The following is a 14,041-nucleotide window of genomic DNA, read 5'->3' as shown; positions in this document are numbered from 1 at the left end:
CTTTGTTTATTCAATTCCAATTGTATCAAAATCGGAAAGAAAATTGTAAGGGGTTTCATAATTTATTTCTATTTTTTTCAATATTTTCTTTAGATTTTTCGGCGATTGAATTATAATCAGTAACTACTAATCTTTTTATTATGGGGATGGCAAAGATGAATTATTTTATTGTTGGAGATGTACACGGTTGTTTCTTTACCTTGAAGAAAATCATGAAGCACTGGAAAAAAGGAGAAGAACAGCTTATCTTTGTCGGAGACTATATTAACAAAGGCTGCAATTCGAGAGATGTAGTCTATTATATTAGAAAGCTGTGCAATATGTATCCGGATACGGTGTGTATTAAAGGGAACCATGAATATAAGATGGTACAGTATATGATGCAGCATACACCAAAGTCAGAGATGAAAGAAAACTACAGAAGGACGCTCACACATTATCCATTGAAAAAATTCGACAGGGATATTGAGTGGATGCATCGTTTACCGCTTTATTATGAAAATGAGGTACTGTATGTATCACATGCCGGCGTAAACTGGCTGAACTTTAGAAAGTTTAGCACAGAGAGCAGCTGGTGTGTACTGCGCTACCGTGGAAAGTTGAAGCATATGCATAAGCTGCAGGTGATAGGACATACGCCGACAGAAAGTGGTAAGCCGGAGTATGATAAGAAACGTAATATACTCAACATCGATACAGGTGCGGGGAACTATGAGCACCTATGTGCAGTGCGTATTAATAAACACGGCAAACTGGTAGATAGTTATTTGGAGAAAATTATGGATGAAGATAAATATTAAATAGTAAAAAGCACCTGACGTGTCAGGTGCTTTTTACTATTTAAATATTCGTTCTTTCAAGCGGAGTAATTTTGACGATTTTATTTAGATTGATTGCACTATTATGTTCCCCGTCATTGATTGGAAGGAAACCTGTTTCGTTACGGTCACATTTTGTGATGAAGTTATTGTACGCAATCTTCTCATCTGTTGAGAAGAATTCGTAATGATAAACCGTTTCATTGTTGTCCAGCTTAATCTCAATCTTTAAATAATTACTACTTGATTCCATTATGGATAAAACTCCCTTATTTATTATTTGTTCATCAATAAGATTCCCGTAGTAAAAAGATATAAACATAACATTCAAATCATTGTTTGAATGTTATGTTTGTTATATAATATATTCAAATATATATTTGAATGAGGTGGATGTGTGAGTAATGATATGTGTGATGTTTACTTATTTGATGAACATAAAGTATCACGTGTAAAAGCGAATATGGAGGTTGTTGACTTAGTGCCAATGCTTTCGATTTATAAGGCATTAGCTGATAAGAATCGTTTGTCAATCTGCTATAGTTTGCTGCTTGAAGAGAAGTTATGCGTGTGTGATCTGGCAAATATTATCGGCGCGACTGTCGCTACGACGAGTCATCATCTCAGATATTTGCTTAAATCACATATTGTAAGCGTCGAAAAAAAGGGTAAGAATGCATTTTATGAACTGAAAGATGATCATATTAAGACGTTGATAAGAACAGCGTTAGCACATGGAGATGAGGACGATGAAGAATAAAGAAGTGTATCGCTTAGAAGGTTTGTCATGTACAAATTGTGCAGCGAAATTTCAGGATAACGTGAAGGCAATTCCAGGTGTAGAGGATGTCACTTTAAACTTTGGTGCGGCCAAGCTTGAAGTTACTGGAGATGCATCCATTGAGGCGTTAGAAGCGGCAGGTAAATTCGATAACATCAAAGTGAGACCGGCTCATATTAAACGTGTTAACAAAGTTCCTTTCTATAAGAAGAGAGAGAATATACCGTTTATATTATCGGCAATTATATTTTTGATTGGGATGCTATGTAGTCTGAACTTTGGTGAGGATCATACAGTAACGCGTGTTGTGTTCATCATTGCGATATTGGTTGGGGGTTACCATCTATTTATCGAAGGAGTAAAAGGTCTGTTTAAATTGAACTTTGATATGAATGTACTGATGACGGTTGCTATCATTGGTGCAGCGCTAATTGGTGAATTACAAGAAGGCGCGATGGTCGTTGTACTCTTTGCGATAAGTGAAGCGTTAGAAGGGTACGCGATGGAGAAATCCCGTGCAGGTATCGCTTCGCTTATTGATATCTCGCCAGACGTTGCGCTTATAGCACGTGAAGGTAAGTTTATTGAAGTGGATGTAGACAGCATTATGCCTGGTGATATCGTCAAAGTACTGCCTGGTAAGAAAATACCAGTAGACGGTGTTGTAACCGATGGACAAAGTAATATTAATCAGGCGAGCATCACTGGAGAAAGTATTCCTGTACATAAGCAGGAGGGAGACACTGTGTATTCAGGTACGCTGAATGAATCCGGTCAGTTGACAGTCCGCGTAACTAAACGAAATGATGAGACGAAACTTGCACAGATGATTCATCTTGTAGAAGAAGCGCAGAGCGAGAAAGCGCCGACCCAGAAGTTCGTCGATAGATTTGCGAAATATTACACTCCTATTATTATGCTGATTGCATTAATGGTTATTGTGGTACCACCGCTCTTTGGAGGCGATTTTAATCACTACTTATATCAAGGGTTGTCAGTGCTTGTTGTTGGATGTCCTTGTGCACTTGTAATATCCACGCCAGTAGCAATCGTAACAGCGATTGGACGCGCAGCAAAAGAAGGGATGCTCATTAAAGGGGGCGTGCATCTCGAGAACGCTGGACATATTAGCACCGTTGCTTTCGATAAGACAGGAACTTTGACGAAAGGAACACCTGCTGTTGTGTCAAGAAGAGATTTTGAAGCAGATCAGAAGGATGACATTATCTATACACTTGAAAAAGAGGCTGGACATCCACTCAGTCGTGCCGTCGTCGACTCGCTTGAAGTGCGCACGCTCGTTCCTGTAACCGATTATGAAGTGGTTACTGCTAAAGGTGTAAAAGGCGTATTCGATGGTGTTGAATACCGAATTGGGCAACGTTCTTTCTTTGATTTATCTGATGATGCACAAAAAGAAATAGAAAACATGCATGAAACAGGTGCAACGATGGTGCTCTTTGGAACAGTCAATCGAATTTACAGTGTGTTCTTTATTAAAGATACACTGAGAGAAGAAGCAGAATCAGTCATTCGTACCCTTGAACAAATGAACATTGATACTGTCATGTTAACAGGGGATCATAAGTCAGTTGCTGAAACAATCGGCAAAGAAATCGGATTAACACAAGTACATGCGGGATTATTGCCTGAAGATAAATTGGATATCATTAAAGATTATCAGCAACATGGACGTGTTGCGATGGTTGGAGATGGTGTTAACGATGCGCCCGCACTCGCTCAAGCTGACGTCGGTTTCTCGATGGGCGGGGCCGCAACAGATACCGCATTAGAAACAGCGGACATTGCATTTATGAAAGATAATCTTGACGATTTACCCCGTGTGATTCAACTGAGCAAACGTACATTGAAGATTATTAAGCAGAATATCACGTTCGCACTTGGCTTAAAGCTACTTGCGATACTACTCGTGATTCCAGGATGGCTCACATTATGGATCGCAATATTCGCGGATATGGGTGCAACGATATTAGTGACCCTGAATAGTTTGAGATTGTTAAAAAGAAAATAAGAAGAACGTGCGATCTTAGGTGATCGCACGTTTTTTATATTGAGTGAGTGTTTGAGGAGAACTCGAATGTCCCATTATCGGCCACTCGCGTACAAAAGTGAGTCTGATTGTCCTATTATCGGCCACTCGCCGATAACATAACTATCACCTTTCAACCAAATTATGATATTCTATCTATACTAATATAAAGAAGGGGTGAAGTGATGGAGTTATTGATCAACTTATTAACTGAAGATTTACTGTGGAAGTATATTTTCTTTAAATTACTCTATTTAATTCCATACTTCACTGCCTTTTTATTCTTACTGATTCACACGATTGCACATTTTAAAGTAAGTGCAGTAACTTAAACGTCGTCAGATTCCATTTCTGGCGACGTGTCTCTTTGCTCAAAAAAGCATTTATATAATGGATGATGTATAATGAAATTATATTATGAGAATCAGGTGAGCGTATGAACAGTGCTATGACAATCAGTTATCGATTACAGACTGAGCGGTTGATAATTGATGCTTTATGTGCACAAAATTTAGAAGAGGTGCTGTCGAAATATAAGTACGACAGCAAATATATTCAAGAAGTTTACAAACAGCATATGATGCCAGGACGTATCGGTTATGGGACGTGGTTATTGAAGCTGGAGGATACTTTCATTGGTGAAATCTCCCTCAGTGGACCACCGAGCTGGCATCATGAGATAGAAATCGGCTACCACATACGCTGTAACTATAGACGTAACGGCTATGCTTATGAAGCGATAAGCTGTCTTATAGCGCATTTAACACAACATCATGACAAACTGACGATTAAAGCATCGGCACTAATCGATAATACAGCATCTCAGCGTTTACTTGAGACGTTAGACTTTATATGTACGAGTATAGATGATAGCTATTATTATTATGAATATGAATTTAATGGAGTGATGACATGCGTATAGGAATCATTGGTGCGGGTATCGGTGGTTTAACCGCAGCGATATTACTAGAACGTCTTGGACATAGCGTAGAAGTACTAGAAAAGAGACACGTATTAAAACAAGAAGGTGTAGGTCTTGGTATCGGTGAAAACGCGATACGTGCACTTGAACGTTATGATATTGCTGAAGATATAAAAAGAGACGGCAATATTTTGATTGAAGCTCAGCTAAGAGATGCGAACGATACATATTTAAATCGTGTGATCTTTAATAAAGCTGGAGAAGATAATATTACGATACAGCGCAGTTCACTGCATAATATACTACGTTATCATTATAAAGGGAATGTAAGATTGATTAAAGAGGTCGTCAAGATTACAGACTTTGATGCAGGAACAATTAAAATGAATGATGGTACTAGCAACCAGTATGATCTCATTATTGCAGCGGACGGGCTGCACTCTCAAGTGCGCAGACAGATGTTTCCAGGTAGTGAGGCGAAGTATCAAGGATATACATGCTTTAGAGGAACGAGCGTGAATCCAGGGCTGAACGACAAGACAGCGTTAGAATACTGGGATGCGCGTGGCAGATTCGGGATTGTTCCTCTGGGAGATAATGAAGTCTACTGGTTTTTATGCATTAATGCCCTTGAACGGGATACAGAATTCAGAAACTATAATCTGAAGAAGTTAAAGCGATACTTTAAAGAATTTCCTCATGCAGTGACTAATGTTTTAGACAACACAGTCGGAGATCCATTACATCATGATATATATGATATTGAACCGCTTAAGACATTTGTAAAAGGACGTGTCGTATTACTAGGGGATGCAGCACATGCAGCGACACCTAATATGGGACAAGGTGCATCGCAGGCCATTGAAGATGCAGTATGTCTCGTCAACCAGTTAGAACAATACCCATTGAAAGAAGCACTTGCAAATTATGACCGATTAAGTGTTCCGCATACGAAGAAAGTCATACTGAAGTCCCGTAAGATAGGGAAAGCTGCTCAAAGTGAATCGCAGCTGTTTATTCAATTACGTAATAAAGTCGTAAAAAATATTCCTGAATATGTCTTGAATAAGCAGACAGAATTTCTGAATAGAAGACCATTAAATTGAAATAAGAACGTCGTGTTACAAAGATGTGAGCAACACTCCAGAAGTTAGATTTGAAAATCTTAACTCTGGAGTGTTTTGTTTGTAATCACACGTTATTTGTATAATAAATAAGGCTAATTAAACGATTACCGATTGAAATCTAAAAAATGATAACAGTTAATAATTTAGAAGATATTTTGAAATATTATATGTTTGAAAATATATCTGATGTAAGGACAGTATATCCTCTATCTATTTTGACTGAGCAAATAGTATTGAATTCCATGACATGGTTGGTAGCGTTTATTATTTTCATTTCAATTATATTGAAGGTGCAAATTATAATCTTTTCAAATTACATATAATTTTTTCAAGATTTTCTGTAGTTTTATTTTCACCTTTTTTTATGCTGAAAAATAAGGCCGTCTCTATCTCTTTCATATCTACGAGTGATAACAAATTAAGTTTCATTAAAGCAAAATATTTATAGAAAACTAGTTGAGGATAACAATAGGTATTATTATTCACGAAGACAAATTCTATAGCTGTGCATGAAATATCATACATCTCTTTGTATTCTTCAAGCTGAAAGAGAAGCCTTAGGTAATTATATGCAACCTTGAATAACAAATCCTCATATACATTACTTGTTATCGCAATTCTATAACCTTTCAAGAAATACTCTTTAGCTTTCTCTGGTTGATTATTTTCCATTGACATAATACCCAAGCTATTTAGAGTTCTTATCTTAAGATTATCCTCCATAGTGTCACTGTGTTCAGAGTAAAAAATATTTAATTTTTCTAATGAATTACTATTTCGTGTATAGTTTTCTGTTACTAATGATATATACATAATATATATAGAGTCATTAAAGCTTAATTTTTCTTTATCTATCACGCTAATAAGATTTTGTATTTTACCATATTCTCTAATTTTCAATAAATAGTCTATACGTTCCTTATCTATTAAAAATTCATTTTCTATTCTTTTTGTTCTATTTTCATAGACTAGATCATCTAAAGAAACTTCCAATTTCTCAGCAATCTTCACTAGAAGACTTGCTAAAGGTATAATCTCGTCTTTCTCTATCTTGCTGATTTGACTTTGAGTGCATATCCCATCTGATAGCTCATGTTGAGTCATATTAAGTTGTTGACGGCGATTTTTAATTCTTTTTCCTATTTTCATAAATTAACCCTTTCTTATTATATAGATATACATTATATTATATATTATATGAATATATACAATATTATTTAGAATTTTACTTTAAAATATTAGAAAGGAGAATAAAAATGAAAAAAGTCTTTAAAAATACAAGTTCTTTACTTATATTTGCAAGCAGCGTAATAATTTTAAACTTTGATAACCTTCCTGAGTGGCATCTTTGGTAGGAACCCTTTGGAAAAACTCTCTAATAATCTATTAGTTCTATTATAGAATTAATAGATTATTTTTTATATTCAAAAAATATATTGAAATATTCAAGTTTGAATATATAATAAAGTTAGTAATAAATTTTATAATTTAAAGAAGAGGTGTTTTTAATGAAAAAGAGTAAACTAGGTACTATTGTTCTTTCAACAGCAATAATTTCATCTGCTCTAGGCATCGCTGATACACATGAGGCTCAAGCTAAGAATCAAAGTTTTAAGCAACTTGACGTAAATGGAAATATTCAATCAAAGAAAGAAGTAAAAACAATTCTCAAAGATCTTCCGGGTTATAAAAATTTGAAGAAGAATTATAAACAATATGAAGTAACAAATGTAGAAAAAGATAATTTAGGTTATGTACATTACACTTTACATCCCAAATCAAAAGGAAGATTTGCTACAGACCAAGAGATTAAAGTACATACAAATGACAAAGGTGAGGTTGTACTTGTCAATGGTGCTATAGACGCTAAGACTATTGCACCTACAAATAATGTTAATATCGACAGTAAGACTGCTATCTCTGAAGCATTTAAATCACTTTCTATCAATGAAGATAAAGCAGATAACCTTGGAGATAAAGTCATTAAAAGCTCCAATGTTGTTATTGATGGAGATAAAAATAAACTAGTATATGATATAGAAATTACTACTGTATCTCCTAAAGTTGGACATTGGAAAGTGAAAATCGATGCAGATAACGGACAAGTATTAGAGAAGCTGAATCTAATTCAAGAAGCTGCTGCTGTAGGAACTGGTCGTGGCGTACTAGGAGATACTAAAAGTATCAATATCAATAGTATCAGTAAGGGTTATGCTTTACAGGATGTGACAAATAAAGGACAAATATCTGCTTATAGTCTGAATCAGTATAATGGTAGTGCCAATCTTATTACAGACTATGACAAGGTTTTCGATAGCAATAATCAGCGTGCGGGAGTAGATGCTAACTATTATGCTGCTCAGACCTATAAATTCTACAAAAATAGATTTAATCGTGAATCTTATGATAATAATGGTAGTCCAATTAATTCTATTGTCCATGTGAATAATTATGGTGGTCGAGATAATACAAATAATGCCGCTTGGATTGGCGATAAGATGATTTACGGTGATGGGGATGGTAGAACTTTCACAGCCTTATCAGGAGCAAACGATGTTGTTGCACATGAGATTACGCATGGTGTTACTCAACAAACTGCGAACCTTGAATATTATGGTCAGTCAGGTGCATTGAATGAAAGTTTCTCTGATATCTTTGGTTATTTTGTAGATCCTAACGACTGGTTGATGGGAGAAGACGTATATACTCCAGGACAATCAGGAGATGCATTGAGAAGTCTGTCAAATCCAGGTGCCTTTGGACAACCTGAAAATATGAGTCAATATGTCAATACGCAGTCAGATAATGGTGGTGTCCATATCAATTCAGGAATTCCAAATAAAATTGCATATAACACCATCCGACAACTAGGGAATCAAAAATCTGAACAAATATATTATCGTGCACTCACACAATACCTAACATCTAATTCTAATTTCTCTGATGCTAAAAATGCACTTGCACAGTCTGCATATGATCTTTATGGTCAGAATGATGCTGATATCGTTTGGAATGAGTGGAGTAAAGCTGGAGTACAGTAGGATAACAGTATTTTATCGAGTAGAAAAACACTTCATTTTTTTAAATAAAGTGTTTTTTTTAGTTTAATTTTTCTAAACGTTGATTGTAAACTAAGCTAGATAACTAAAAAAGTCCTCTGTGCTAAACTCATTGTGTATTTCCGACCAAAGAAAACATAAGGAGTGAGTACAGAATGACCTCTAACCATCTTAACACGGATGAATTCACATTCATAGAATCATATTATCATCAAAATCTTTCGGCAAAAGAAATCGCAAATAGATTGAAACGCTCAAGACAGACGATTCATAGTATTGAAAATTATACAAAAATCACTTTACGTACAAAATTTAATAATCCCCCAAATTTTATTTGGGGGATTATTATTTTCATTATTTCAACACTTCAAAGAATGTCATCAGAAACTTAATCTTACCGCGATACTCATAGTCGTTAAAGATATAAGGCATCACTGTTTCTGGAGGCACTGGGTTTTGTTCGATTGCATAATCAATATTATCGAAATAGTTCTCGATATCGATAATGTTCAGTTTGGGTCCGTTCTCTTTAAATAAGTCATAATCACCAATCTGGTCCTTATATTGATCCAGTCCTTCGTGATATGCATATGCGATTTGCAGTAAGTTATATTTAATGCTCTTGAATTTGCTGCCGAAGTTATAGTTAAGTTCAGATGTACTAAGCTGTTTAACTTGTTCTAATAGTTCGTTTCGTGAGTTCTTTACTTCATCATATAAATTATTCATAGCTTCACCTCTTTTAATATATATCTATATTCCTATATACCCTCGAATTCAATATTTATTACACAAAAAAACAGTTTGAGTATTATTTTCTCAAACTGTTGTCGTGATTATAGATGAATGAGGCGTTCTACGATAGAGTTGTAGATTTCCTCCCAGAATTCTGGTGTGTTTTTATATTTTTCGTGGATTGTGTGGTGCACTGCTGTTTGTTTCTCTTCAAAGTCTGGTGCATCTTTACTAGGTAGGTCCTGGCGTACTTCTGTGACATAGTCCTGGACAACTTGTGCTCGTGGACCCCACACAGCATATTGATGGTCTGTAGCGTCAAGGAATACGAAGATTGGAATCGAACGTGCAGTGCCATTTGTTAAGTATTGATCCATGAGCTCAAGATTATCATCTCGTAATGAGAAACGCAGATCAATACTTGCTGCTTCAGCGATGCGCATGAGTACTGGAATATTGACCATTGCATCCCCGCACCAGTCTTCTGTAATGACGATTGCCTTTAAATCTTTATCTTTAATTTCTTGTAGACGTGCATCATCTGGTACTTGAAAAGCATTATATATCTCAAGCATTTCATCTTTATTGACCTGCATATGCGCTAAGTATTGTTCAAGTGTTAAACTATTATCGTAATGCGTTTTAAGTGTTGTCATGACGTTCATCCCCTTTAGTTATTATAATTGTATTATAACAATATAAGAATTGTCAGACAAAACTAACGCTCTAGAAGTCGAAAGAATAAACTAATATTTTATGTTATTATAAAGAAAATAAATGAGGAAAGTGGGCGCTCATGAAGAAATATATATTTACAATTATTGGACTGTTTATTATCTTCGTTTCCGGCATGCTCGTTTATAATTATTGCACGACTCCAGATAATGATCTAAGTCAGGAACGCATCGGAAACTATATGTTACATCAGCATCGTAATGTACTACTAGAAAGTTTTAAAGAAGATGATAATGCGAAAGTGGAAGGTAAGTCATTTTATCGATCAGATGCATTGCCTGGTCTGATTATTAGCGTATCGAATAAGAAGCAGCAGATAAGTGCGCTTATCTTATATCGCAATGATAAATTGTACACGGAACGTAATATTGGCATCGGTGACTCGAAAGCACAAGTGATTGAGGCTTACGGTACGACATATAAGAAATCAATACTGAATAACCGTCAGACACAGTATCATTATATGGATAAAGAAAATCACATAGGTATGAAGTTTATCTTTAAAGATAATAAGGTGAAACGTATCGAATTATTTGATGCTTAATATAAGTATACCGGAACAGCTGTTGGTGAAAAAACTCATAGTTGTTCCGGTATTTTTGTTAATGATCGATACTTTTCTTTTTTGTTTATCTTTCATTCGGAAACCGATATAATGGAAATAATAGAATGGAGGAGACAGGTTATGAATTATATTGAAACAGTAGAGAAATATGCACAGACCGTTGTGACAGTAGGTCTGAATGTACAACCAGGGCAGACATTGGTCATCAATTCAGATATCGATGCGATCGACTTTGTCAGAGCAGTAACGAAAGCGGCATATGAACGTGGGGCGCATAATGTTATTCAAAAGCTGACAGATGGACCATCACGTCAGCTAGACTTTGAATATGCACCTGTAGAAGTATTCGAAACGGTGAAGCAGTATAAGATAGACGAAGTAAACGACTTTATCGAGCAGAAGGTCGCACATTTACGTATTTATTCACAGACCCCTGAGTTATTGAAAGATGCAGCACCTGATAAGATTGCAGCACTTGCTAAAGCGAGTGGTGAGATGAACAAAGACTTCGCACGTGCAGTAGGGCGTTATGATTTCTCATGGTGTATCGTGGCATTCCCGAATGACAAGTGGGGAGAACTTGTATTTCCAAAAGAAAAAGGAGAGGCAGCAAAACTTAAGCTGCTTGATGCGATGATTAAAGCGGTACGTGTGGACAAAGAAGACCCTGTTCAGGCATGGAAAGAACATAATGATAATTTGAATGCACGTGCAGAAAGGTTAAATGAACTGAACTTCGATAAGCTTCATTATTATTCTGAACGTACGGATGTTGAAATTGGTTTGACGAAAGGACATCGATGGTTAGGTGCGAGCACGAAAAATGCAGATGGTGTTGAAATTCAAGTGAATATGCCGACAGAAGAAGTATTTACATCGCCGGATTATCGCCGTGTTAACGGGGTTATCGGAAATACTAGACCTCTTGCATATCAAGGTGCAATTATTGATGATTTTAAATTAACGTTTAAAGACGGTGTCGTGACAGACTTCGAAGCTGGACAAGGTTATGAAGTGCTGAAGAACTTATTGAATAACGATGAAGGTGCCAGACGATTAGGAGAAATTGCGCTTGTGCCAGATGATTCTCCAATCTCAAATTCTGGAATTTTGTATTATAATACGTTATATGATGAAAATGCATCGTGCCATGTTGCATTAGGACGATCATTTCCGAATGCGATAGAAGGCGGAAAAGATTTATCAAAAGATGAGTTATTTGATAAAGGATTGAATCACTCACTCGTACATGTAGACTTTATGATGGGCAGCAGTGATCTGAATATCGATGGTGTCTATGAAGATGGATCAACAATTCCTGTCTTTAAAGATGGGAACTGGGTTATCTAATACGAAGAACCCGAACATTGCATTATGCAGTGTTCGGGTTCTTTTTGGAATAACATTATTTAGTTTAGAGAAGCACATCCAGCAAGTAATCCACCGTTGCAATTGTGTGTGTTGACTTTGCCGCCTTTATTTCTTCTGCACTCCCATAACCATAGAGGACACCGATACTATCGATATTATTTTGATGAGCACCATTGATATCATACATACGGTCACCAATCATCACCGTCTTATCTGGATTTAACTGATGGGTATTCATAACTGTCGCAATCACTTCTGCTTTATTCGTGCGTGTGCCATCCATATTGCTGCCGACAATTTCATTAAAGTAACCATCAAGTTTGAAGTGCTGTAATATCGGAATTGCGAAATCAGTCGGTTTACTTGTCGCGATGAAGAGTTGCTTCCCTTGTGCTTTAAGTGCCTGCAGCACAATTTCAATTCCTGCATATACTTCATTTTCGTACATGCCTTTATCGCTGAAATAAGTTCTATAATGCTTAATTGCAGTAGCGTTATCTTCATCTTGCAGGTTATAGACCGTTCTATAGCTTTCATGTAGAGGTGGTCCGATGAATGGGATAAGCGCACTGTTATCTGGCGCTTCAATATTCATCTGTTGTAAAGAATAGATGATGCTGTTCGTAATTCCGATATAAGGATCGGTTAATGTACCATCCAGATCAAAGAGTACATAATCGTACATTAATGAATCCCTCGTTCGTATTGTTTTGGAATTTCGACATCATCTCTTAAAGATTTCACCGCATGAATTGCCCAATAAGGATCATTTAGCATGCCACGTCCGATGGCAACCATATCGATATCATCATTGTTCAGCACCATTTCAGCAGTTTCTGCATTATCCAGCATGCCTACTGCGATGACAGGTATGTTGAATCTTTCTTTAAATGCACGTGCGAATGGCACTTGATATCCTGGATAGTTGCCTGGCTTTTCTTTGCCAGCGGGTGCCTCTCCACCTGTTGAAATATGGAAAACATCGACACCTGCTGCTTGATAAGCTTCAGAAATGTGCAGTGCATGTTCTAAGTCATAACCGCCATCCATATATTCACGAGCAGAAATTCTGAAGATGAGCGGCATTCCTTCAGGCATAACAGACTTAACCGCTTGTATTACTTCGCATCCGAATAGAGATAAGTCTTTACCGTATTCATCCGTTCGCTTGTTAATTGAAGGTGAGTGAAACTGGTGAATGAGGTATCCGTGTGCACCGTGAACCTCAATCGCATCAAATCCCGCTTCAACCGCACGTCTCGCACTTTCTTTATACTTATCCACCATAACCTTTACTTCTTCCGTTGAAAGCGCGCGAGGGTAACGTATTGGACCGAACTTTGTCGGTTCATCGAGCGGTGTTTCTGAGCTTGAGACAGGTGTCTCTATATGTGTCGCTTTACGTCCTGCATGTGCGATTTGAATTGCGGCCTTAGCACCATTATCATGAATTCCCTGGACGATACGTTGATAAGCTGGAATTTGAGCATCATCCCATAATCCAAGACAGTGATCGGTAATTCTGCCGTCGGGTTCAACATTTGTCATTTCCACAATAATCAGTCCTGTGCCTCCAACAGCACGAGAAGCATAATGTATATGGTGCCAATCTGTCGGTGTGCCATCTTTCTTTTCAACAGAATATTGGCACATCGGAGGCATAACGATACGATTTTTAAGTGTCAGATCTTTTATTTTTATATTTGTATTTAATTTTGTGTTCATTTGAATCACTCCTTATATGTGTATTTTATACTGAATAAATATAGAATTCGAATATTTGAACTGTTAAATATATATTTGATGCCGTAAAAATTTCACTTGTGAAATGAAATTTTATATGGATTAATGTATGATAATGGTAAACGAAGAAGCAGG

Annotated in this window: 15 protein-coding genes and 1 pseudogene; 10 read left to right on the top strand and 6 right to left on the bottom strand. The window is 36.5% G+C overall.

Translation table 11 applies throughout. The annotated features are described in order from the left end of the window. Positions 1-155: 155 nt before the first annotated feature. Complete coding sequence (locus tag ACZ2V4_RS04470) at positions 156-800, top strand: metallophosphoesterase family protein (protein ID WP_219493079.1); 645 nt, start codon at positions 156-158, stop codon at positions 798-800. A 40-nt stretch (positions 801-840) separates the two neighbouring features. Here the strand turns inward: ACZ2V4_RS04470 and ACZ2V4_RS04465 are convergent, their stop codons facing one another. Continuing rightward, positions 841-1,071, bottom strand: coding sequence for a hypothetical protein (locus tag ACZ2V4_RS04465; protein ID WP_101153292.1), 231 nt, complete (start codon positions 1,069-1,071; stop codon positions 841-843). A 156-nt stretch (positions 1,072-1,227) separates the two neighbouring features. On the opposite strand from ACZ2V4_RS04465, the gene ACZ2V4_RS04460 reads away from it, so the two are divergent. The 5 genes from ACZ2V4_RS04460 (at position 1,228) to ACZ2V4_RS04440 (ending at position 5,677) form a co-directional block, all read left to right on the top strand. Continuing rightward, positions 1,228-1,578: an ArsR/SmtB family transcription factor gene (locus ACZ2V4_RS04460; RefSeq protein WP_419895603.1), complete on the top strand. Its 351-nt coding sequence runs from the start codon at positions 1,228-1,230 to the stop codon at positions 1,576-1,578. Continuing rightward, positions 1,568-3,631: a heavy metal translocating P-type ATPase gene (locus ACZ2V4_RS04455; protein ID WP_490514541.1), complete on the top strand. Its 2,064-nt coding sequence runs from the start codon at positions 1,568-1,570 to the stop codon at positions 3,629-3,631. Before ACZ2V4_RS04460 ends, ACZ2V4_RS04455 begins: the two co-directional genes overlap by 11 nt. A 203-nt stretch (positions 3,632-3,834) precedes the next feature. Further along, a complete protein-coding gene (locus ACZ2V4_RS04450; protein WP_490514540.1) occupies positions 3,835-3,981 on the top strand; it encodes a hypothetical protein in 147 nt (48 codons plus the stop codon). Between the two features lie 104 nt (positions 3,982-4,085). Continuing rightward, a complete protein-coding gene (locus tag ACZ2V4_RS04445; RefSeq protein WP_420493943.1) occupies positions 4,086-4,571 on the top strand; it encodes a GNAT family N-acetyltransferase in 486 nt (161 codons plus the stop codon). After that, the gene (locus tag ACZ2V4_RS04440; RefSeq protein WP_283722443.1) at positions 4,562-5,677 is read left to right on the top strand and encodes an FAD-dependent monooxygenase; all 1,116 of its coding nucleotides are present in this window, start codon (positions 4,562-4,564) and stop codon (positions 5,675-5,677) included. Before ACZ2V4_RS04445 ends, ACZ2V4_RS04440 begins: the two co-directional genes overlap by 10 nt. 318 nt (positions 5,678-5,995) lie before the next feature. On the opposite strand, the gene ACZ2V4_RS04435 is transcribed toward ACZ2V4_RS04440, so the two are convergent. Further along, the gene (locus tag ACZ2V4_RS04435; protein ID WP_219493075.1) at positions 5,996-6,847 is read right to left on the bottom strand and encodes a helix-turn-helix domain-containing protein; all 852 of its coding nucleotides are present in this window, start codon (positions 6,845-6,847) and stop codon (positions 5,996-5,998) included. Positions 6,848-7,206: 359 nt separating this feature from the next. Between ACZ2V4_RS04435 and ACZ2V4_RS04430 the strand changes: the two genes are divergently transcribed. Both ACZ2V4_RS04430 and ACZ2V4_RS04425 read left to right on the top strand, forming a co-directional pair. Beyond that, positions 7,207-8,739 (top strand): M4 family metallopeptidase, encoded by a 1,533-nt coding sequence (locus ACZ2V4_RS04430; protein WP_219493074.1) that lies wholly within the window; start codon positions 7,207-7,209, stop codon positions 8,737-8,739. A gap of 173 nt (positions 8,740-8,912) precedes the next feature. After that, a pseudogene (locus ACZ2V4_RS04425) lies at positions 8,913-9,050 on the top strand (sigma factor-like helix-turn-helix DNA-binding protein); the annotation flags it as partial. A 61-nt stretch (positions 9,051-9,111) separates the two neighbouring features. On the opposite strand, the gene ACZ2V4_RS04420 reads toward ACZ2V4_RS04425, so the two are convergent. Beyond that, positions 9,112-9,486: a hypothetical protein gene (locus ACZ2V4_RS04420; RefSeq protein WP_101037593.1), complete on the bottom strand. Its 375-nt coding sequence runs from the start codon at positions 9,484-9,486 to the stop codon at positions 9,112-9,114. A gap of 107 nt (positions 9,487-9,593) precedes the next feature. Next, entirely contained in the window at positions 9,594-10,148 is a 555-nt protein-coding gene (locus ACZ2V4_RS04415) for a thioredoxin family protein (RefSeq protein ID WP_419895100.1), read from the bottom strand. Positions 10,149-10,288: 140 nt separating this feature from the next. Between ACZ2V4_RS04415 and ACZ2V4_RS04410 the strand changes: the two genes are divergently transcribed. Next, positions 10,289-10,771: a hypothetical protein gene (locus ACZ2V4_RS04410; RefSeq protein ID WP_101037597.1), complete on the top strand. Its 483-nt coding sequence runs from the start codon at positions 10,289-10,291 to the stop codon at positions 10,769-10,771. A gap of 141 nt (positions 10,772-10,912) precedes the next feature. Continuing rightward, positions 10,913-12,142: an aminopeptidase gene (locus tag ACZ2V4_RS04405; protein ID WP_101037599.1), complete on the top strand. Its 1,230-nt coding sequence runs from the start codon at positions 10,913-10,915 to the stop codon at positions 12,140-12,142. A gap of 64 nt (positions 12,143-12,206) precedes the next feature. On the opposite strand, the gene ACZ2V4_RS04400 is transcribed toward ACZ2V4_RS04405, so the two are convergent. Next, complete coding sequence (locus tag ACZ2V4_RS04400) at positions 12,207-12,848, bottom strand: HAD family hydrolase (protein WP_490514539.1); 642 nt, start codon at positions 12,846-12,848, stop codon at positions 12,207-12,209. Beyond that, positions 12,848-13,888 carry an NADH:flavin oxidoreductase/NADH oxidase gene (locus ACZ2V4_RS04395; RefSeq protein WP_219493069.1) on the bottom strand — a complete coding sequence of 347 codons (1,041 nt, stop codon included), beginning with the start codon at positions 13,886-13,888 and terminating at the stop codon, positions 12,848-12,850. Before ACZ2V4_RS04395 ends, ACZ2V4_RS04400 begins: the two co-directional genes overlap by 1 nt. Positions 13,889-14,041 lie beyond the last annotated feature (153 nt).

The organism is Macrococcus sp. CoH-51_TC_04, assembly GCF_058188655.1.
This window is presented reverse-complemented; position numbering and strand designations above follow the sequence as displayed.